Raw genomic sequence first — 17,216 nt, forward strand, 5'->3', positions numbered from 1 at the left:
AAACCGTGACGGATGAGGAATTGACTATGATTGAAAACCGATTGAATCATCGCCCCAGAAAGCGACTAGGATTCAAGACACCTCACGAGGTATTCCATGCCTCGTTAAAGCGTGTTGCACTTCGTCCTTGAATCCGCCCAATGAAAAACTGGTAGGCAAGCTGATTTACGTCGGCCAAACGGTCAATCCTGACACCCGAACCGTGCTGGTGCGTACCGAGCTCGACAACCAAGGCGGTCGCCTCAAGCCCTCCATGCTGGCCTCCATGTTGATTGAAGCCACACCTGTTCAGCGGCTGGTGGTCCCCGCTGCGGCCGTGGTGCGTGAGGACGACACAGACCATGTGTTTGTTCAAGAAGTCAACGGGCTATTTCGCCTCACCAAAGTGCGCTTGGGCCCCGAGCGTGCCGGACAGCGCATCGTGATGGATGGCATTCAACAAGGTGCACGCGTGGTGACCGAGGGGGCCTTTCATTTGAACAACCAACGCAACCTCAAAGCCATGGAAAGCGGGACCTAAGCCATGCTTGAATCCCTCGTGCGCGCCGCGCTGAAACAGCGCTTGATCATCTGCGTCATTGCCGTTGTCTTGCTGATGTTTGGCATTCAAGCCGCCAGCAAACTTTCGGTCGATGCGTTTCCTGACGTCACCAACGTTCAGGTTCAAATCGCCACCGAAGCCCGCGGCCGCTCCCCTGAAGAGGTGGAACGTTTCGCCACGGTTCCCATTGAAGTGGCGATGACGGGCTTGCCTGGGTTGACTGAATTACGCTCACTCAACAAACCCGGCTTGTCGCTCATCACCTTGGTCTTCACCGACGCCACCAACGTCTATTTCGCCCGTCAATTGGTGATGGAACGCTTGATGGAAGTCGGGCAAAAGTTGCCCGCAGACATCATGCCCGTGCTGGGGCCTGTGTCTTCTGGTTTGGGTGAGGTGTACCAATACACCCTAGAGCACGCCAAAGACGGCCATCACAGCCTGAGTGAAGAAGAACTGACCCAACGACGCGTGGTGCAAGACTGGGTGCTGCGCCCGTTGCTGCGGTCTATTTCGGGCGTCGCAGAAATCAACTCGCAAGGCGGGTACGTCAAGCAGTACCACGTCTTGGTGAACCCAGAACGCTTGCGCCATTACAAGGTAAGTTTGTCCGAGGTGTACCAAGCCGTCTCGCGCAACAACGCCAACTCGGGCGGTGGCGTGTTGCCGCAATCGTCCGAGCAATACTTGATCCGTGGCGTGGGATTGGTGCAAGGCTTGAGCGATTTGGGCCAAATCGTGCTGAAAGAAATCAACGGCACGCCGGTGTACATCCGTGACGTGGCCAGCATTGAGTTCGGCCACGAGGTGCGTCAAGGCGCTGTCATCAAGAACGGCACCACCGAAGCGGTCGGTGGCGTGGTGATGATGATGACCGGCGGTAACGCCAAAGAAGTGGTCAGCCGCATCAAAAAGCGCGTGAAAGAGATCAACGACCGTGGCATGTTGCCCAATGACTTGAAGGTGGTGCCCTATTACGACCGATCTGAACTGGTCGACGCCGCGTTGTGGACCGTGGTCAAAGTGCTACTCGAAGGTGTGCTGTTGGTGGTGGTGGTGATCTTTTTGTTCTTAGGCGATGTGCGTTCTTCGTTGATCGTGGTCGCCACCTTGGTCCTCACACCGCTCTTGACCTTTTTGGCCATGAACAAGCTCGGTATTTCCGCCAACCTCATGTCGTTGGGCGGCTTGGCCATTGCCATTGGCTTGATGGTGGACGGCTCGGTGGTGGTCGTTGAAAACGCCTATGCACGCTTAGGTCGCGCTGCCGCGCTGGGGGAAAGCCAAGTGCGTTGCATTTTGAATGCGGTGATTGAGGTAGCCACGCCCGTGATCTTTGGCGTGGGCATCATCATTTTGGTGTTCCTGCCCTTGATGACCTTGCAGGGCATGGAAGGCAAGATGTTTGCGCCCTTGGCCTACACCATCGTCATTGCCTTGGCGATTTCGTTGGTGCTGTCGATGACGTTGTCACCCGTGCTGTCGTCGTACTTGCTCAAACCGCCGGCCGCAGAGGGCGACCATGACACACGCTTAATTGCGGCACTGAAAAAGCGTTACCTCAAGTTGCTTGACGCAGCCATGCGCCATCAGAAGCGCACGGTCATGGTGTCTCTCGCGACCTTGGCATTGGCCATCGGCGTACTGCCGTTTTTGGGCAGTGCTTTTATTCCAGAAATGAAAGAAGGCTCGGTGGTACCAGGCATCAACCGTGTGCCTAACATTTCATTGGAAGAGTCCATCAAGATGGAGATGCAGGCCATGAAGTTGGTCATGACCGTACCGGGGGTGAAGTCTGCTGTGTCGGGCGTGGGTCGCGGTGAGTCGCCGGCGGATCCGCAAAGTCCTAACGAATCCACCCCAATCGTGAGCTTGAAGCCTCGCGACCAGTGGCCTGCAGGATGGACACAAGACACCATTGCCGAGGCCATGCGCGACAAACTTAAGGCCTTGCCTGGGGTGCAAATCGTCATGGCTCAGCCCATTTCTGACCGGGTGGACGAAATGGTCACGGGCGTGCGCTCGGACATCGCGGTCAAGGTGTTTGGCGATGACTTGGACGATCTCAAACGTTTGGCCAACCAAATCGCCAAAGTGGCACAAGGCATTCAGGGCGCGCAAGACTTGCGGGTGGAGCGCATCTCAGGCCAACAATATTTGCAAATCGACATTGATCGACAAGCAATTGCACGCTTGGGCATCAACGTGGCCGATGTGAACGACATGATTGAAATGGCGATCGGCGGCAAAGTGGCTTCGGAGGTGTTTGAAGGCGAGCGCCGCTTCTCTGCGGTGGTGCGTTTGCCCGAGCGTTTTAGAAACAACATGGAAGCCATTTCCAACATCATCTTGGACTCACCCAACGGCGCCCAAGCGCGCTTGAACGATGTGGCACACATCAAGGTGCTGGATGGGCCTGCACAAATTTCACGCGAAATGGCCAAGCGCCGCATCGTGGTGGGCATCAACGTCAAAGACCGTGACTTGGGCAGTTTTGTGACGGAGTTGCAAGCCAAGGTGGATGAAAAAATCCAACTCCCCGATGGCTATTACTTGGAATGGGGTGGCCAGTTCCAAAACATGGAGCGTGCACTGGGTCACCTGAAAGTGATTGTTCCTATCACCGTGGCCGCGATTTTCTTCTTGTTATTTTTGCTGTTCAACTCGGTTAAGTTCGCCACCCTCATCATCACGGTGCTGCCTTTTGCATCGGTCGGCGGGGTGATGGGTTTGTTCATTTCCGGCGAATACCTGTCGGTCCCTGCTTCGGTTGGCTTCATTGCCCTGTGGGGCATTGCGGTGCTCAACGGGGTGGTGCTGGTGTCTTACATCCGCAGCCTGCGTGAAGGCGGCATGTCGGTGAAAGATGCCGTGCTTGAAGGTGCGCGCCAACGATTCCGCCCCGTCATGATGACAGCCACGGTGGCCATGCTGGGTTTGATCCCTTTTTTGATCTCAAACGGCCCGGGGTCAGAAGTGCAGCGTCCTTTAGCGATTGTGGTGATTGGCGGCCTGATCACCTGTACCTTGCTCACCTTGGTGGTGGTACCCACGATTTATCACTGGTTCGACGAAACTGAACCTGAAGCTTGATTGAGAAAAACACCATGAAAGAAATCAAAGCCATCATTCGCCCCTCCAAACTGCCCACCTTGCGTGAAAAGCTGCGCACCCTCCCCGGATTTCCTGGCATGACCGTCAGCAAGGCCGAGGGTTGCTCGGCCCCCAATTTGCACAGTCCCACGAACCTGAAAGAAGAGTTAACGGACTACACACCCAAAGTGCGTATAGAAATTGTGGCGTCAGACGAAGTCTGCGACAGCATCGTCGACACGATCGTTCACGTGGCGCAAATCGGACAGATCGGTGACGGTTTGGTGTGGGTGACGGACATCCACCGTGCCGTGTTTTTGTACAAATCAGTGGCAGGGCCCATCGACAGGCCTTGACCCAGCGGATGCAGACATCCTGAGCTGACCTTAAGAACGCTTCGCCAAAGGCAAGTTGATCAACAAGTTTTGTGGTTTGAGCTTGAGGCGCTGGTTGGCATCGACCGCCATCGCCAAATAAACGGGCTTGCCCCGCACCTCGGCCAGCATGGCATTGGGTTCGTCAAACGTGAGTTTGAACAAGCACAGCAGGCGCTCCATGCGATCGGCCTCCACCTCGTGGCCTTGGTAGAGGTCATTCAAGATGCTGCTGGCCTGCGCATCCAAGCCGATGTGCCAGACCCAGTGGTCATCGTCAATCTCACGCTCGGTTTGAATCTGCACTTGCACGCCCAAGAAATGCCCCACCCATTTGGCCATCACCTCGCACAGCGCAGTCAGCCCAGGCTGGCCACGGTTGAGACTCAACACCCAATCGAAACTTTCACTGCGGGGCCAATAGTCGTCTTGGTTTTCAGGGTTGAGCACATCCAAATCGACACTGCGCAACTTGATGCCGCCTTGTTGCAGCAACTCACCAATCGAGCCAAAGCTGCCCTGTGTGGCGTGACGCTCCACCGTGGTGTCGTCTGCGGCCATGACGGCGCCATTTTCAAGCACCGTGATTTTTTGGGTGTGCATCAACATTTCAGCGGCGCGCACCTGCATGGGCGTGGCCTCGTCGCCCAACACGTGACGCAACAAAATTTGCGTCAAATGCTGCACCAGCAACGGCGGCACATCCACACCCTCACCTTTGAACAAAGCCATGTAACTGGCCTCTAGCGTGGGGTGGGCCAACAGACGCTCTCTAAAACGCAGCCAGACAGCGTAGTTCTCAGCCGCATCGGGGTCTTGCAGACTGGCCAAGGTTTCAGCGCTGACGGCCATGCGAGGCTGCTCGCCCAAGCTGTGATGCAAGGCCATCTCTGCGGCGCAAGAGCTGGCAATGGGGGCCAGCTCGGGCCTCTCCAGCAGGAAACGTAAAAAGTCATCGCTGACCACCAAGTGGCCTTCGCGGTCTTGTGTCAACAAGGTGTAGCCGCTAGAGGGCCAAAAGTTGTGCGTCATAGGTGTGTGGGTCAGTAGCCGGGCTTGGCGCCCGGTCGTCGTTTGGAGAACAGGCCCGTTCTACCGGCGCCTTGTTTCTGGAAGCGTTCGCGTCGAGCCACCATCGGGTCGACGGTCAGCGCACGGTAAATCTCAAGACGATCGAGGTCGCGCAGCACATGGTCTGGCGTGGTCTTGCGCCCCCAGATGCCCACCACAAACGCGTCCGCATCGTGCAGCGCGATTTCAGGGTGGTCGCGAAGCAGGCCACTCTGCTCTAAGGCTTGCACAACGGTGGTGCCAGTCGCGCAGCACAGCGTTCGCTCATCCACCACGCGGGGTTCAGGCGAATAAAGCAGCGTGAGGGTGATCGATGTATTGGCAGCGTCGTTCACGCGGGATATACCTGCTCAGCGCGCTTCACAAAGGCATCCACCAACGTGCCGGCAATTTTGTCAAACACGGGGCCCACCAAAGCGCCAAACATGCTCTCGAAGCTGTAGTTCAAGGTCAACTCAATGCGACAAGCACGCTGGGGCGCTTGGGTGTTGGGGTCGGTCAAGGGGTGGAAGTCCCACGTGCCATCCAAGTGCTTGAACGGGCCATCGACCAGCGCCAATTTGACTTGGCGACCTTCGACATGCACGTTGCGCGTGGTGAAGCTTTTGTGAAAGCCACCCAGCGACATGCCGATCTCGGCGGTCATGCCGTTGGGGTGTTGCTCGATCACGCCAGCACGGTCGCACCAAGGTAAAAACTCAGGGTATCGGGCCACATCGGTGACCAATGCAAACATTTCTTCGGCGCTGAACCAAATGAGGACGGACTTGTGAACGGTTTTCATAGAATGGTCCACATTGTAAGAAGCTCTACTGTCCCCATATTCACTCAATGGCTACCAAAAAACCTGCACTCCCCTCACGCATCGCCGACAACAAAAAGGCTGCGTACAACTACTTCTTCGAAGAAAAATTCGAGGCAGGCATGGTGCTGGAAGGATGGGAAGTCAAATCTGCCCGCGAAGGCAAGGTGCAACTCACCGACGGCTATGTGGTGGTGCGCAATGGCGAGCTGTTCTTGATCGGTTGCCAAATCAACCCGCTTCACACGGCGTCTAGCCACGTCAACCCCGACAACGTGCGCACGAAGAAGCTGCTGCTCAAGAAAGACGAAATCAAGCGTTTGATCACCAAAGTCGAGCAAAAGGGCAACACCTTGGTGCCCCTGAATTTGCACTGGAAAAACGGCAAGATCAAATGCGAAATCGCGCTGGCCAAAGGCAAAGCCGAGCACGACAAGCGCGACACCATCAAGGACCGCGAAGGCAAACGCGAGGTCGAGCGCGCGATGAAGTCGCGCAATCGCTAAAGGTTTTTATTGTGGATACAGAGACTGTGCACCAAATCGATAAAGCCGAAACTCGTCGTTTATTGATTCAACAAGCCTTGGCATCAAGAGACCATGTCATTCAGACTGGACTTGCATTTGACGGTCAAACTTTTGGCGAATACCTAAAGGCCAAAGTTCGAGGCTGCCAGACGCCCGAATTAAATTGCTACCTTGAAAGCACTATTCAAAAATCAAATCAGGGGCATCATGAAAAAGCTTAGTCGGATTCTGACTTCAATCGCAATTGCCAGTTCACTTTTCCCGAACGCTGGCCGTGCGGAGAACTTTGTCCAATATTACGAGACCAAATATGGGCGCAACTACATTGACATGGATTCTCTAAAGCTAGTCGCCAAGGATAAATATCTCGTTTACTACACCACAAAATTTGTCTTCTCATCTCAAACTAAGAATGGCGCAGCCTATTCCATCACAAGAAACCTCACAGACTGCAGCCTACAGCTCAGCGAGCAAATTTATTGGGCGAGCTTTACCACTGACAATATTCCGGTAGAAATTGACGAGAAAAAGAGCCTAAATCAAGCTATAGATGAGACGATCGTCCTAGTCAACGAAAAGAGAGTAAAAGGCCGTTTATCTTCGGATGAGTATGTCCCGCTGTGCCAGGTGGTTTCCAGATGGGCCTTTAACGCAACAAAAAACGAAAAGATTCAGCCAGTTGTTGAAGCAACATCTAGTCCATCTACAACATCAATACCCCTCACGAAAGAGGGTGGTGTCTTTCACGTCAAGGCCACTGTCAACTCAGGGATTGCACTCACTTTTGTTGTCGATTCCGGCGCTGCTGATGTCACGCTTCCAGATTTTGTCGGGAAAACGCTTTTTGCAAGTGGCTCGCTGCAGAAGGCTGACATCGTAGGAACGTCCAAATATTCCCTTGCGGATGGCAGTACGGTTACCGGGACGGTGGTGAATTTGAAATCGCTGACACTAGGAGACGTGACCATCAGAAATGTACGTGCGTCAATATTTCCTAACGACAGCGGCTCGCTTCTTTTAGGTCAAAGCGCATTGCAGAAATTGGGAAAATGGCGAATCAACACCACGCCCAATCGGCTTGAGATAACTCGTGAATAAATGGTGAAGGCTCGTTTCCACCCGCGACTGGACGTTTGCGAGCATCAGCTCAATAGAAGCATCGAACTGTTTCTGGAGAGTCGTGACTTTTATTCATCCGCAACACTGGCTGGCGCAGCTGAGGAAGTACTGGGAAAAATGCTGGAGGATTCTGGCAGTAAAAGTAGTAGCACCAGAAAAACAATTGCGCTTATGTCTAGCCTTACGCCTCAAGAGATTGAGGCGCTAAAGGATTTCGCAAAGCAGAAAGATTTCTCAACTGTGAGAGACACCTTAAATGAATATAGGAACTGGCTTAAGCATTTCATACCTGAGCTAGATGAATTTTTTATTGATGCCGAAAGCGCAGCGGCAGAGCTTATTGAGCGCGCGGTAGAAAATTTTTACCAAGTGACAGGCCGAGATACTTCGCAAACTGAGCGATTCTTGGAATTCCAGAGGAACCGCAACAGTTAGCAGGAGGCAATACTTTTGATGGGTAGATGACGAAGGGTTTTCGCAATCAATCGGTCACCGTCATTTTTTCTTGCGCGGTGGCAGCCCTGTGTGCTGCGTCAGCACACGGCCCTTCATAGGCTCGTTACGCATCGAAGGCTTCGCAAAACCAACTTTCGCGGCCCCCGTCTTTGCCCCACCCGCCTTTGGCGTGACGGTGCTGTTTTTACGACGCGCACTGACGTAGGCCCCATCGGTTTGCGGCTGAAAGGTCGGGATCAAATGCTGCTTGCCGTTACCGATCAAATCGGCGCGGCCCATGGCTTTCAAAGCCTCGCGCAGCAAAGGCCAGTTGTTGGCATCGTGGTAGCGCAGAAAAGCCTTGTGCAGGCGGCGACGGCGCTCACCACGCACGACGTCCACCACTTCGCTGCTGCGCGTCACGCGACCCAAAGGGTTGCGGCCTGAGTGGTACATGGCTGTGGCGCTGGCCATGGGGCTCGGGTAGAAGGTTTGCACTTGGTCGGCGCGAAACCCATTGCGCTTGAGCCACAGGGCCAAGTTCATCATGTCTTCATCGCTGGTGCCGGGGTGTGCCGCGATGAAGTATGGGATGAGAAATTGCTTTTTGCCTACTTCGGCGCTGTACTTGTCAAACATCTGTTTGAACTTGTCGTAGCTGCCAATGCCGGGCTTCATCATCTTGGACAGCGGGCCGCCCTCGGTGTGTTCAGGCGCGATCTTGAGATAACCGCCCACATGGTGCTGCACCAACTCTTTCACGTACTCGGGCGACTGGACAGCCAAGTCGTAGCGCAGGCCTGAGCCAATCAGAATTTTCTTCACGCCCTTTAACTCACGCGCACGGCGGTACATGTGAATCAGCGAGCTGTGGTCGGTGTTCAGGTTTTGGCAAATGCCCGGGTACACGCAGCTGGGTTTACGGCAAGCGGCCTCAATCTCGGGGCTCTTGCAGCCAATGCGGTACATATTGGCCGTGGGGCCCCCGAGGTCGGAAATGACGCCCGTGAAGCCCGGCACTTTGTCGCGGATGTCTTCAATTTCGCGAATGATGGAGTCTTCGCTGCGGCTTTGGATGATGCGACCTTCATGCTCGGTGATGGAGCAAAACGTGCAGCCGCCAAAGCAGCCGCGCATGATGTTGACGCTGAAACGAATCATCTCCCACGCGGGAATTTTGGTCTCACCGTCGTGGCTGCCATTCTCATCCGCATACGCGGGGTGCGGGCTGCGGGCGTAGGGTAAGTCAAACACCAAGTCCATCTCAGCCGTGGTCAGCGGAATGGGGGGCGGATTGACCCACACATCGCGGGCGGTGTGGCCTTCGCCGTGGGCTTGCACCAAGGCGCGGGCATTGCCGGGGTTGGTTTCTAAATGCAGCACGCGGTTGGCGTGGGCGTAGAGCACAGGGTCAGACTTGACTTGCTCATACGCGGGCAAGCGAATCACGCTGCGCTCACGCGGTGGCACTTTGAGTTTGCCTTTGCCCTGCAGCGCAGGGTTGTCGACAAACTTGAGCGGAGAAATGGTGAAGCCTTGGGCGCTGCCTGCTTGAGCATTGGCCGCATCCGCCACCGCATTGGCCTCGTCTTCGCGGGCACAGGTTTCACCTTGTGCCTTGGCTTGGTCGCTGACCATCAAATAGGGGTTCACGTGGGCCTCGACACGCCCTGGCACGTCAATGCTGGACGAGTCAATCTCAAACCAGCCCTCAGGCGTTTCGCGACGCACAAAAGCCGTGCCACGCACATCGGTGATTTGCTGCACGGGCTCTTTGGCGGCCAAACGGTGGGCAATTTCAACAATGGCGCGTTCAGCATTGCCGTAAAGCAGCAAGTCGCACTTGCTGTCCACCACCACCGAGCGGCGCACTTTGTCAGACCAGTAGTCGTAATGCGCAATGCGGCGCAAAGAGCCTTCGATGCCGCCCAACACAATCGGCACGTCGCTGTAGGCCTCTTTGCAGCGCTGGCTGTAGACCAAGGCCGCACGGTCGGGGCGCTTGCCGCCAATGTCGCCGGCGGTGTAAGCGTCGTCACTGCGAATTTTGCGATCTGCCGTGTAACGGTTGATCATCGAATCCATGTTGCCAGCGGTCACGCCGAAGAACAAATTCGGTTTGCCCAAGGCCTTGAACGGATCGGCGCTTTGCCAATCGGGCTGTGCAATGATGCCCACCCGAAACCCTTGGTTCTCCAGCATGCGGCCAATCACTGCCATGCCAAAGCTGGGGTGGTCCACATACGCGTCGCCCGTGACGATGATGATGTCGCAACTGTCCCAGCCCAGCTGGGTCATTTCCTCGCGGCTCATGGGCAAGAAAGGGGCCGTGCCAAAGCGGGCGGCCCAGTACTTGCGGTAACTGTTCAGCGGCTTGGCGTTGCGGGGGAAAAGGGAGACGTCGGCGTAGGCATTCATGAGCCGCTAAGTGTACGGGTTAGCCCCTGTCCGCAGGTTTTGCGGGGTTATCCGTGGCCCATGACAAATGCACGTTCTTTTGGATCGCCAAACTGGCCACGTCGGCTGGCGAGTCCACATCTTGGCGGTAATTCTCATTGGCGGTGGGCCAGCGGTACAGCTGTTCAGGGTGGGTGCGTTGCCACTGTTTGCCCCCAACGTCGGAGCCTGACGCCAGCAAATCGCGGCGTACCGACTCAGAAAACACCACCGGATTGCCGGGCAAACCCGCCACCATCGGCACCAGCATGTCCGTGCCTGTGGGTCTGCGAGTAAATGCCTGCAGCAAGTCAGCCACATCAGCGGCCGTGATCAAGGGTTGATCGGCCAACGCCACCACCACACCTTCCGATAGCTCGGGCAAAGCGCGTAAACCGAGGTGCAAAGACGAGGCTTGGCCTAGGTCTGGCGCTGGGTTTTGTACGATCTGCACCGGCAACCCTTGCAAGGCGGGGCGAATTTGCGCCGCGTAATGCCCCAACACCACCACCACATCGCGCACCCCCGCTGAAAGCAGCGCGTGCACCAAGTGCCGAATCAAGGCCTGTCCATCTCGCTCTAACAAACACTTGGGCCGCCGTCCCATGCGTGTTGCTGCCCCTGCGGCCAACAACACGGCGCCGAACGTCGAAGGGCCGGACACCATCAACGAATGCCGCAAACCAGCACGCCGGGGTCGTTGTGCGCCACGTTTTGGGTATTTTTCATGTGCGCCACGTCCATGTCACGCGGCAAAGGCACGCCATTTTTGACCGCCAGCACCTCGGCCATCACACTGACCGCGATCTCGGACGGCGTTTTGCTGCCGATGTAAATGCCAATCGGGCCGCGCAAGCGAGCCAATGACGCTTCTGTTTGGTCAAAGTGCTCCATCATGCGTTGGTGACGCGCTTCGTTGTTGCGGCGCGAGCCAATGGCGCCCACGTAAAACGCCTCGGTGTTGAGGGCTTCGAGCAAGGCCAAATCATCCAACTTCGGATCGTGGGTCAAGGCAATCACGCAGCTGCGGCTGTCGGGCTTGAACTGCTGCACCACGTCATCGGGCATGTCTTTGAGCACGGTCACGTTGGGCACCGACCAAGCCCCTGTGTATTCCTCACGCGGGTCGCACACCGTAACGGCAAAGCCAGAAAACAAGGCCATGGTGGCCAAATACTCGGTCAACTGCCCTGCCCCGACCAACAACATGCGGAACTCGGGCCCAAAGGTGTTGACCAAGCGGTCTGCGTTAATGCTGAGTTCAGCCGTTTGTTCGGTCGCATGCAAGCGGCAAGCGCCCGTGTGCAAATCGAGATGGCGCTGCATCAGACGACCTTGCCCCAACGCCGATAAAAGTTCGGCCAGCAAGACAGGATCGGGGTCGAACTCCAACACCAACTCCAAGGTGCCGCCACAGGGCAAGCCGAAACGGTGCGCCTCGTCGGCGGTGACGCCATATTTCACACGCTGCGGTGCCCCGCTGGGCAGGACTTGGGGCGCATCTTGCGCCTGAAGGGATGCGGTAGACGCGTAGGCTTGGGTGAAACGGTAAATCAAATCATCTTCAATGCAACCGCCTGACACGGAGCCCACCACCGCACCGGTTTCGCACAAGGCCATGATGGAGCCGATGGGCCTAGGTGACGACCCCCACGTTCGCACCACGGTGGCCAGCAGCGCGCGTTGACCGCTTTGCCGCCAAGTTTGCAGCGTGCGCAGCACCATCACATCCAAATTTTCCATTCACCGTGTCTCCGTGTTGTCGTTGGGCCGTTCAGTGCTTACCCGGCTCTTGATGGCCGCCAAACTGCTTGCGCATGGCCGACAACATTTTGTCTGCAAACGTGCTGATTTGGCGTGAGCGAAAACGCGCAAACAAAGCCGCAGACAACACCGGCACGGGCACCGCCTCTTCAATGGCGGCGTTGATGGTCCAACGGCCCTCGCCGGAGTCTTGCACGTGGCCCGAATAGGCCTTCAGTTCAGGGTCTTCGGCCAACGAGATTGCCGTCAAATCCAGCAACCACGACGACACGATGCTACCGCGTCGCCACAGCTCGGTGATGTCGGCCAAATCCAGCTGGTAACGGCGATCGGCGGGAATGCTGTCTTGGCCCACGCCTTTGAGCACATCCATGCCCTCGGCGTAGGCCTGCATCAAGCCGTACTCAATGCCGTTGTGAATCATCTTCACGAAGTGCCCCGAACCTGCGGGGCCGGTGTAGAGGTAGCCCTCCTCCGCCGTCGACACTTTGCCTTCGCGACCGGGTGTTTTGGGGATGGTGCCCACGCCGGGCGCCAAAGTTTTGAAAATCGGATCGAGGTGCTGCGCCGCCGTGGCGTCGCCGCCAATCATCATGCAGTAACCACGGTCCAAACCCCACACGCCACCGCTGGTGCCCACGTCGAGGTAACGAATGCCTTTGGCTTTGAGCATCTGCGCGTGACGCACATCATCTTGGAAATTAGAGTTACCGCCGTCAATCAAAATGTCACCCGGCTCCAGCAAGGTGCTCAACATTTGGATGGTCGATGCCGTGATCTCGCCCGCAGGCAGCATCACCCACACCGCACGGGGCGCTTGCAGCTGCGCCACCAAAGACGCCAAATCGTGGCTGGGCGTGGCGCCTTCTTGGGCGAGTTGGGCCACGCTGTCAGGGTTGGCGTCGTACACCACGCTGGTGTGACCATGACGCATCAAGCGCCGCACAATGTTGCCGCCCATGCGGCCTAGGCCAATCATTCCAAGTTGCACAGCTGTCCCCTTTGACGTGTTAGTTGAATGGTCGCACTTTACGTGCAAAACCTCGTTTTAAACGGACGTCAAAGCCTCAACGGTGACACCCTCACCCCATAACTGGGCCATGGTGCGTTGAACTTGCGGTGCATCGCCCGTGGTGAAGAACCAGGTGTGCCCCAACTGCGGGGCCGACACCCCATGCACAGGCCCCAAACGCCGCACCAACTCACGCGCCACAGCTTCGGCAGGGTCAATCAAGGCCACACCCTCACCCGCCACGCGTTGGATGGTGTCGCGCAAAAAAGGGTAATGCGTGCAGCCCAGCACCAGCGTGTCGGCCCCTTGGTCGACCAAAGGCTGAACGTATTGACGCACCAGCGCCTCGGTCTGGGCGCTGTGCAAATCGGCCTGCTCGACCAATTCCACCCAGCCGGGGCAGGCCTGCAAAACAATGCGTACCTGTGAGCCGTGCAAGGCACACAAGCGTGCCACGCTGTCACTTTGCACCGTGGGACGCGTGGCCAAAACGCCCACCACACCGCTGCGGGTGTGTGCCACAGCAGGTTTGATGGCGGGCTCAATGGCCACCACGGGCAGCGCGATGTTTTCGCGCAAACGGCGCGCCGCCACCACCGTGGCCGTGTTGCATGCAATCGTGATGGCCTTCACGCCAGACGTTGCCAACCATTGCCCCACGCTCAACGTGCGTTGGGTGATGTAGGCCTCGGTTTGATCGCCATAAGGAGCATGACCCGAATCGGCCACATAAACCAAGTTTTCAAAGGGCAAAGCGGCGCGAATGGCGCGCAAAACGGACAAACCGCCAACGCCGGAATCGAAGACGCCGATGGCGCCTGCAAAGTCAGGCTGATGCATTCGCGGTTTGCAGGCTTGACTCACGCACCACCAAAGACGTGGGCAGCAACTGCGAATCGGGCTGCTCGCCGTCCAGCAGGGCTTGTAAACAATCGACCATCACGCCCCCCGCCAACTCAATCGGCTGGCGCACGGTGGTCAGCGGTGGAAAACTGTGCGAGGCCATGTCGATGTCGTCATAACCCACCACACTGACCTGCTCGGGAACCGCCATGCCTTCGCGCTTCATCACGCCAATGGCGTTGATGGCAATCAAATCACTGGCCGCCACCAACGCATCAAAATGAACGCCTGCTTGCAAAAATCCACGCATCGCCGCTTGTGCCTCTTCGGCCGTGAACGGGCTGGGAATGTAGAGATTGGGGTCCACAGCCACACCAAATTTCTCGTGCGCCTGCAAATAACCTTCGTACCGCTTGGTGGCTTCAGGCATGGCGGTGTCGCCCATGAACGCGATGCGACGGCGACCAGCGGCCAACAAATGCTCGGTGGCCAGCGCACCACCACTCAAGTTATCGCTACCCACGCTGCAATACAGCTGCCTAGGCAATTGCGCACCCCAAACTACCAATGGCACATGGCGTCGCGCCAAGTCGTTGAGCTGGTCGTGATGCCCCCACTGACCGATCACGATGATGCCGCGTGCTCGGCCCGTGTCGTACAAAGCCGCCATGTCGTCGAGTCGATCGGCGTCCACCCGTGACAACAACATGTCGTAGTTTCTGTCGGTCAAGGCATCCGCCAAACTACCCAACATGCCCAAGAAGAATGGGTCAGAAATGTGCTGACGGGTTTTGCGGTCGTAGGGGATGACAACGCCAATGGTTCGGTTATCGCCCATGCGCAAGCTTTTGGCGCTTTGGTTGATCGTGTAATTCAAAGAGCGCGCAAGCTCAATGATGCGAATACGTGTTTCATCATTGGTCAGTGCGCTGCCATTCAAGGCGCGAGAAACGGTTGAAGTCGACACGCCCGCCATACGGGCGATGTCGATCATTTGGATTTTTCGTTTTTCAGGATCTGAACTGGCCATGGGCTAGGAACTGGTTATTTCAGCTAAAAATTCTATAAACCCAATGATAGGCCTTCACTTTGCCAAATTCAGCCAAAGCGATGCAAGAAGCGCGGCCGTGTCGTCACCTTTCACACTGGCCAGCATGGCTTTGGCGGCATCGGCTTGGTCACTTTTCAACATGGCAATGCCACAGTGCAGGCGAGTTTCAGCCTCGCGGCGTAGCCCCCCTTTGGCCAACGCCTTCTCATAGGCCGGTACGGCTGCTTTCCAAGCGCCTTTGGACAGCTGAACATCGGCCCATTGCGCCAACAACACCGCGTCTTCGGAATTGGGGCCCACGGCTTGCATGGCCTTGTCATCTTCTGCCGTGCGTTGCAGCACTTGTTTTTTAAGGTTGCCAGCGGTCGCGGGCTGAGGCACTTTGTCGAGCATGCGTTGGGCTTCGTGCGGCAGACCGGCGTTCAAAGCTGCTTGGGCCACGTCAGCGTAATCCTCGGCATCTTCTAAATTCTCTGTCGCATCCATCAAGCGAAACACATCTAGCTGATAGCGACCATTGAAACCAGTTTGGCGGGGAATGCGGTTGAGTAAATCACCCCAATACGCTTGGCTCGGAAACCGTTTGACCAACTCGGTCAAGGTTTTGACGTAGCCCGCTTCGTCTTTCACCTGTTGCTGGCTGAAGGCGTACAGGCGCAACTCGGCCTCGTCGGGCAACTTGCCCGCTGCCGCGTCGGCTTGCCGCTTGGCGGGCATTTCTTTCAACACCTCTTGGTGCGCGCCTTGCACAGACAAGGACTGCATCAAGGCCAAGCGAATGCGGGTATTCGTGCCGCCTTGCTGCAGGTAGCGGCGCGACCACTCCACCACACGCGGATAGTCTTTGGTGCGCAGGCTCACGTTCACCATGGTTTCCATCAGCGTCAAGCGGTCTACCTCGGGCAAGTCTTTGCTTTGCAGCAAGTAGTCCAGCGAAGAAGCCGCCAAATCAAACTTTTGGGCATTCATTGCCGCAACCACAGACAAGCGCTCCAACAGCATTTTTTCAGCCGCCGTTAACTGCGCCACTTGGCGTGCTTCATGGATTTTCTTCAAAGCTTCTTCAGGCTGCTTAGATTGAATCGCTTCTTGGGCCGCCTGCAAAGGCTTGGCCACTTCTGAACGCAAATTCACCTGCGCTACGCTGCCCAACGCCACGCCCAACACGCTCCATGCAAATAATCTTTTCCACATACGCCTATTCCTCATGTGATTAAAAAAAAGCCCCGCCTCTTGCGAGGAGGGGCAAGGGTTTTCAGACAGAAAACCTTGAAGAAATCAATTCACAAACTGCTCTGAGCCCACGATGCCCAGTTTGGTCAAACCCAGACGCTGAGCGTTGGCCATCACGGAGGCCACCGCACCGTATTTCGCCTTGGCGTTGGAGCGAATGTGCAGTTCAGGTTGGGGCTGCATCAGACTCGCCTCTTGCAGTTTCAACTCCAACTCCGCACGCGAAGCCAATGGTTTGCCGTTCCAATTGATCACGCTGTTGGCATCCACCTCAATCTTGATGACCACAGGATCCACCTTTTTCGTGGCGGGCTTTGACACCGGCATATCCAAATTGACCGTATGCAATTGCGCAGGGATGGTGATGATCAGCATGATCAACAGCACCAACATCACGTCAATCAACGGCGTGGTGTTGATGTCCATCATCACTTCTGGTTCGCCGCTGCCTGACCCGCTTCCTAAGTTCATTCCCATATTTTTTCCTTATTCAGCGTGAATCAGTTGGGCTCGGTGATGAAGCCAACTTTGGTGATGCCTGAGCGTTGAACGGCATACATCACACGGCCCACGGCCTCAAAATCACTGCGCGCATCGCCACGAATTTGCACTTCAGGCTGGGGCGTTTTGACCGCGAAGGTCTTCATACGATCCAGCAAGTCGTTCGAGTTCTTGATCGGTGTGTCGTACAAGAAAATCTTGCCCGCCGAATCCACCGAAATGATCACATTCTCGGGCTTGGTCTCACGGATCAAGTTTTGCTCCTTGGGGAGATCGACCTTCACCGACGTGGTCACCACCGGAATCGTGATCAAGAAAATGATCAACAACACCAACATCACATCGACCAACGGGGTGGTGTTGATCGTGCCGATGATCTCGTCATCGGCGTCCCCTCCAACGTTCATCGCCATG

The 17,216-nt window shown here is 56.4% G+C and carries 18 protein-coding genes and 1 pseudogene; 7 read left to right on the forward strand and 12 right to left on the reverse strand.

Annotation, left to right across the window (positions count from 1 at the left end; all coding sequences use genetic code 11):
* The 4 genes and pseudogenes from RMS95_RS12300 to RMS95_RS12315 form a co-directional block, all read left to right on the forward strand.
* Nucleotides 1-131: pseudogene (locus tag RMS95_RS12300) on the forward strand (IS30 family transposase); the annotation flags it as partial.
* Nucleotides 128-520, forward strand: coding sequence for an efflux RND transporter periplasmic adaptor subunit (locus tag RMS95_RS12305; RefSeq protein WP_310646498.1), 393 nt, complete (start codon nucleotides 128-130; stop codon nucleotides 518-520). The pseudogene RMS95_RS12300 and the gene RMS95_RS12305, both read left to right, overlap by 4 nt.
* Before the next feature lie 3 nt (nucleotides 521-523).
* Nucleotides 524-3,634 (forward strand): efflux RND transporter permease subunit, encoded by a 3,111-nt coding sequence (locus RMS95_RS12310; protein ID WP_310646499.1) that lies wholly within the window; start codon nucleotides 524-526, stop codon nucleotides 3,632-3,634.
* Nucleotides 3,635-3,648: 14 nt separating this feature from the next.
* Nucleotides 3,649-3,990: a P-II family nitrogen regulator gene (locus tag RMS95_RS12315; RefSeq protein WP_310646500.1), complete on the forward strand. Its 342-nt coding sequence runs from the start codon at nucleotides 3,649-3,651 to the stop codon at nucleotides 3,988-3,990.
* Between the two features lie 30 nt (nucleotides 3,991-4,020).
* Here RMS95_RS12315 and RMS95_RS12320 read toward each other — a convergent pair whose 3' ends face one another.
* Genes RMS95_RS12320 through RMS95_RS12330 form a run of 3 tightly spaced genes read right to left on the reverse strand, consistent with a single transcriptional unit; the run spans nucleotide 4,021 to nucleotide 5,863 of the window.
* Nucleotides 4,021-5,040: a DUF6352 family protein gene (locus RMS95_RS12320; RefSeq protein ID WP_310646501.1), complete on the reverse strand. Its 1,020-nt coding sequence runs from the start codon at nucleotides 5,038-5,040 to the stop codon at nucleotides 4,021-4,023.
* An 11-nt stretch (nucleotides 5,041-5,051) separates the two neighbouring features.
* A complete protein-coding gene (locus RMS95_RS12325) occupies nucleotides 5,052-5,414 on the reverse strand; it encodes an RnfH family protein (RefSeq protein ID WP_310646502.1) in 363 nt (120 codons plus the stop codon).
* On the reverse strand, nucleotides 5,411-5,863 hold the full coding sequence (locus RMS95_RS12330) for a type II toxin-antitoxin system RatA family toxin (RefSeq protein ID WP_310646503.1): 453 nt from the start codon (nucleotides 5,861-5,863) through the stop codon (nucleotides 5,411-5,413). Before RMS95_RS12330 ends, RMS95_RS12325 begins: the two co-directional genes overlap by 4 nt.
* A gap of 47 nt (nucleotides 5,864-5,910) precedes the next feature.
* Here RMS95_RS12330 and smpB point away from each other — a divergent pair, with 47 nt between their 5' ends.
* From smpB to RMS95_RS12345, 3 genes are all read left to right on the forward strand, one after another.
* On the forward strand, nucleotides 5,911-6,387 hold the full coding sequence (gene smpB, locus RMS95_RS12335) for an SsrA-binding protein SmpB (RefSeq protein ID WP_104798648.1): 477 nt from the start codon (nucleotides 5,911-5,913) through the stop codon (nucleotides 6,385-6,387).
* Nucleotides 6,388-6,579: 192 nt separating this feature from the next.
* Nucleotides 6,580-7,506, forward strand: a complete 927-nt coding sequence (locus RMS95_RS12340) for a retropepsin-like aspartic protease (protein ID WP_310646504.1) — start codon at nucleotides 6,580-6,582, stop codon at nucleotides 7,504-7,506.
* A gap of 3 nt (nucleotides 7,507-7,509) precedes the next feature.
* Complete coding sequence (locus RMS95_RS12345) at nucleotides 7,510-7,962, forward strand: hypothetical protein (RefSeq protein WP_310646505.1); 453 nt, start codon at nucleotides 7,510-7,512, stop codon at nucleotides 7,960-7,962.
* Nucleotides 7,963-8,022: 60 nt separating this feature from the next.
* Here RMS95_RS12345 and RMS95_RS12350 read toward each other — a convergent pair whose 3' ends face one another.
* The 9 genes from RMS95_RS12350 to RMS95_RS12390 all read right to left on the reverse strand — a co-directional run bounded on the left by RMS95_RS12350 (nucleotide 8,023) and on the right by RMS95_RS12390 (nucleotide 17,215).
* Nucleotides 8,023-10,380: a YgiQ family radical SAM protein gene (locus tag RMS95_RS12350; protein WP_310646506.1), complete on the reverse strand. Its 2,358-nt coding sequence runs from the start codon at nucleotides 10,378-10,380 to the stop codon at nucleotides 8,023-8,025.
* A gap of 19 nt (nucleotides 10,381-10,399) precedes the next feature.
* A complete protein-coding gene (locus tag RMS95_RS12355) occupies nucleotides 10,400-11,065 on the reverse strand; it encodes a nucleotidyltransferase family protein (RefSeq protein WP_310646507.1) in 666 nt (221 codons plus the stop codon).
* Nucleotides 11,065-12,141: an XdhC family protein gene (locus tag RMS95_RS12360; protein WP_310646508.1), complete on the reverse strand. Its 1,077-nt coding sequence runs from the start codon at nucleotides 12,139-12,141 to the stop codon at nucleotides 11,065-11,067. The genes RMS95_RS12355 and RMS95_RS12360 overlap by 1 nt, the downstream gene beginning before the upstream one ends.
* A gap of 31 nt (nucleotides 12,142-12,172) precedes the next feature.
* Nucleotides 12,173-13,153 (reverse strand): phosphogluconate dehydrogenase (NAD(+)-dependent, decarboxylating), encoded by a 981-nt coding sequence (gnd, locus tag RMS95_RS12365; protein WP_310646509.1) that lies wholly within the window; start codon nucleotides 13,151-13,153, stop codon nucleotides 12,173-12,175.
* A gap of 57 nt (nucleotides 13,154-13,210) precedes the next feature.
* Complete coding sequence (murI, locus tag RMS95_RS12370) at nucleotides 13,211-14,014, reverse strand: glutamate racemase (RefSeq protein ID WP_310646510.1); 804 nt, start codon at nucleotides 14,012-14,014, stop codon at nucleotides 13,211-13,213.
* On the reverse strand, nucleotides 14,001-15,047 hold the full coding sequence (locus RMS95_RS12375) for a LacI family DNA-binding transcriptional regulator (RefSeq protein ID WP_310646511.1): 1,047 nt from the start codon (nucleotides 15,045-15,047) through the stop codon (nucleotides 14,001-14,003). The genes murI and RMS95_RS12375 overlap by 14 nt, the downstream gene beginning before the upstream one ends.
* A 54-nt stretch (nucleotides 15,048-15,101) precedes the next feature.
* Nucleotides 15,102-16,262 carry a hypothetical protein gene (locus tag RMS95_RS12380; RefSeq protein ID WP_310646512.1) on the reverse strand — a complete coding sequence of 387 codons (1,161 nt, stop codon included), beginning with the start codon at nucleotides 16,260-16,262 and terminating at the stop codon, nucleotides 15,102-15,104.
* Nucleotides 16,263-16,346: 84 nt separating this feature from the next.
* On the reverse strand, nucleotides 16,347-16,778 hold the full coding sequence (locus RMS95_RS12385; RefSeq protein ID WP_310646513.1) for a biopolymer transporter ExbD: 432 nt from the start codon (nucleotides 16,776-16,778) through the stop codon (nucleotides 16,347-16,349).
* Between the two features lie 23 nt (nucleotides 16,779-16,801).
* Nucleotides 16,802-17,215: a biopolymer transporter ExbD gene (locus RMS95_RS12390; protein ID WP_310646514.1), complete on the reverse strand. Its 414-nt coding sequence runs from the start codon at nucleotides 17,213-17,215 to the stop codon at nucleotides 16,802-16,804.
* Between the last annotated feature and the right edge of the window lies 1 nt (nucleotide 17,216).

Origin of the sequence: Limnohabitans sp. (genome assembly GCF_031539175.1) — a bacterium.
Taxonomy (GTDB): domain Bacteria; phylum Pseudomonadota; class Gammaproteobacteria; order Burkholderiales; family Burkholderiaceae_C; genus Limnohabitans.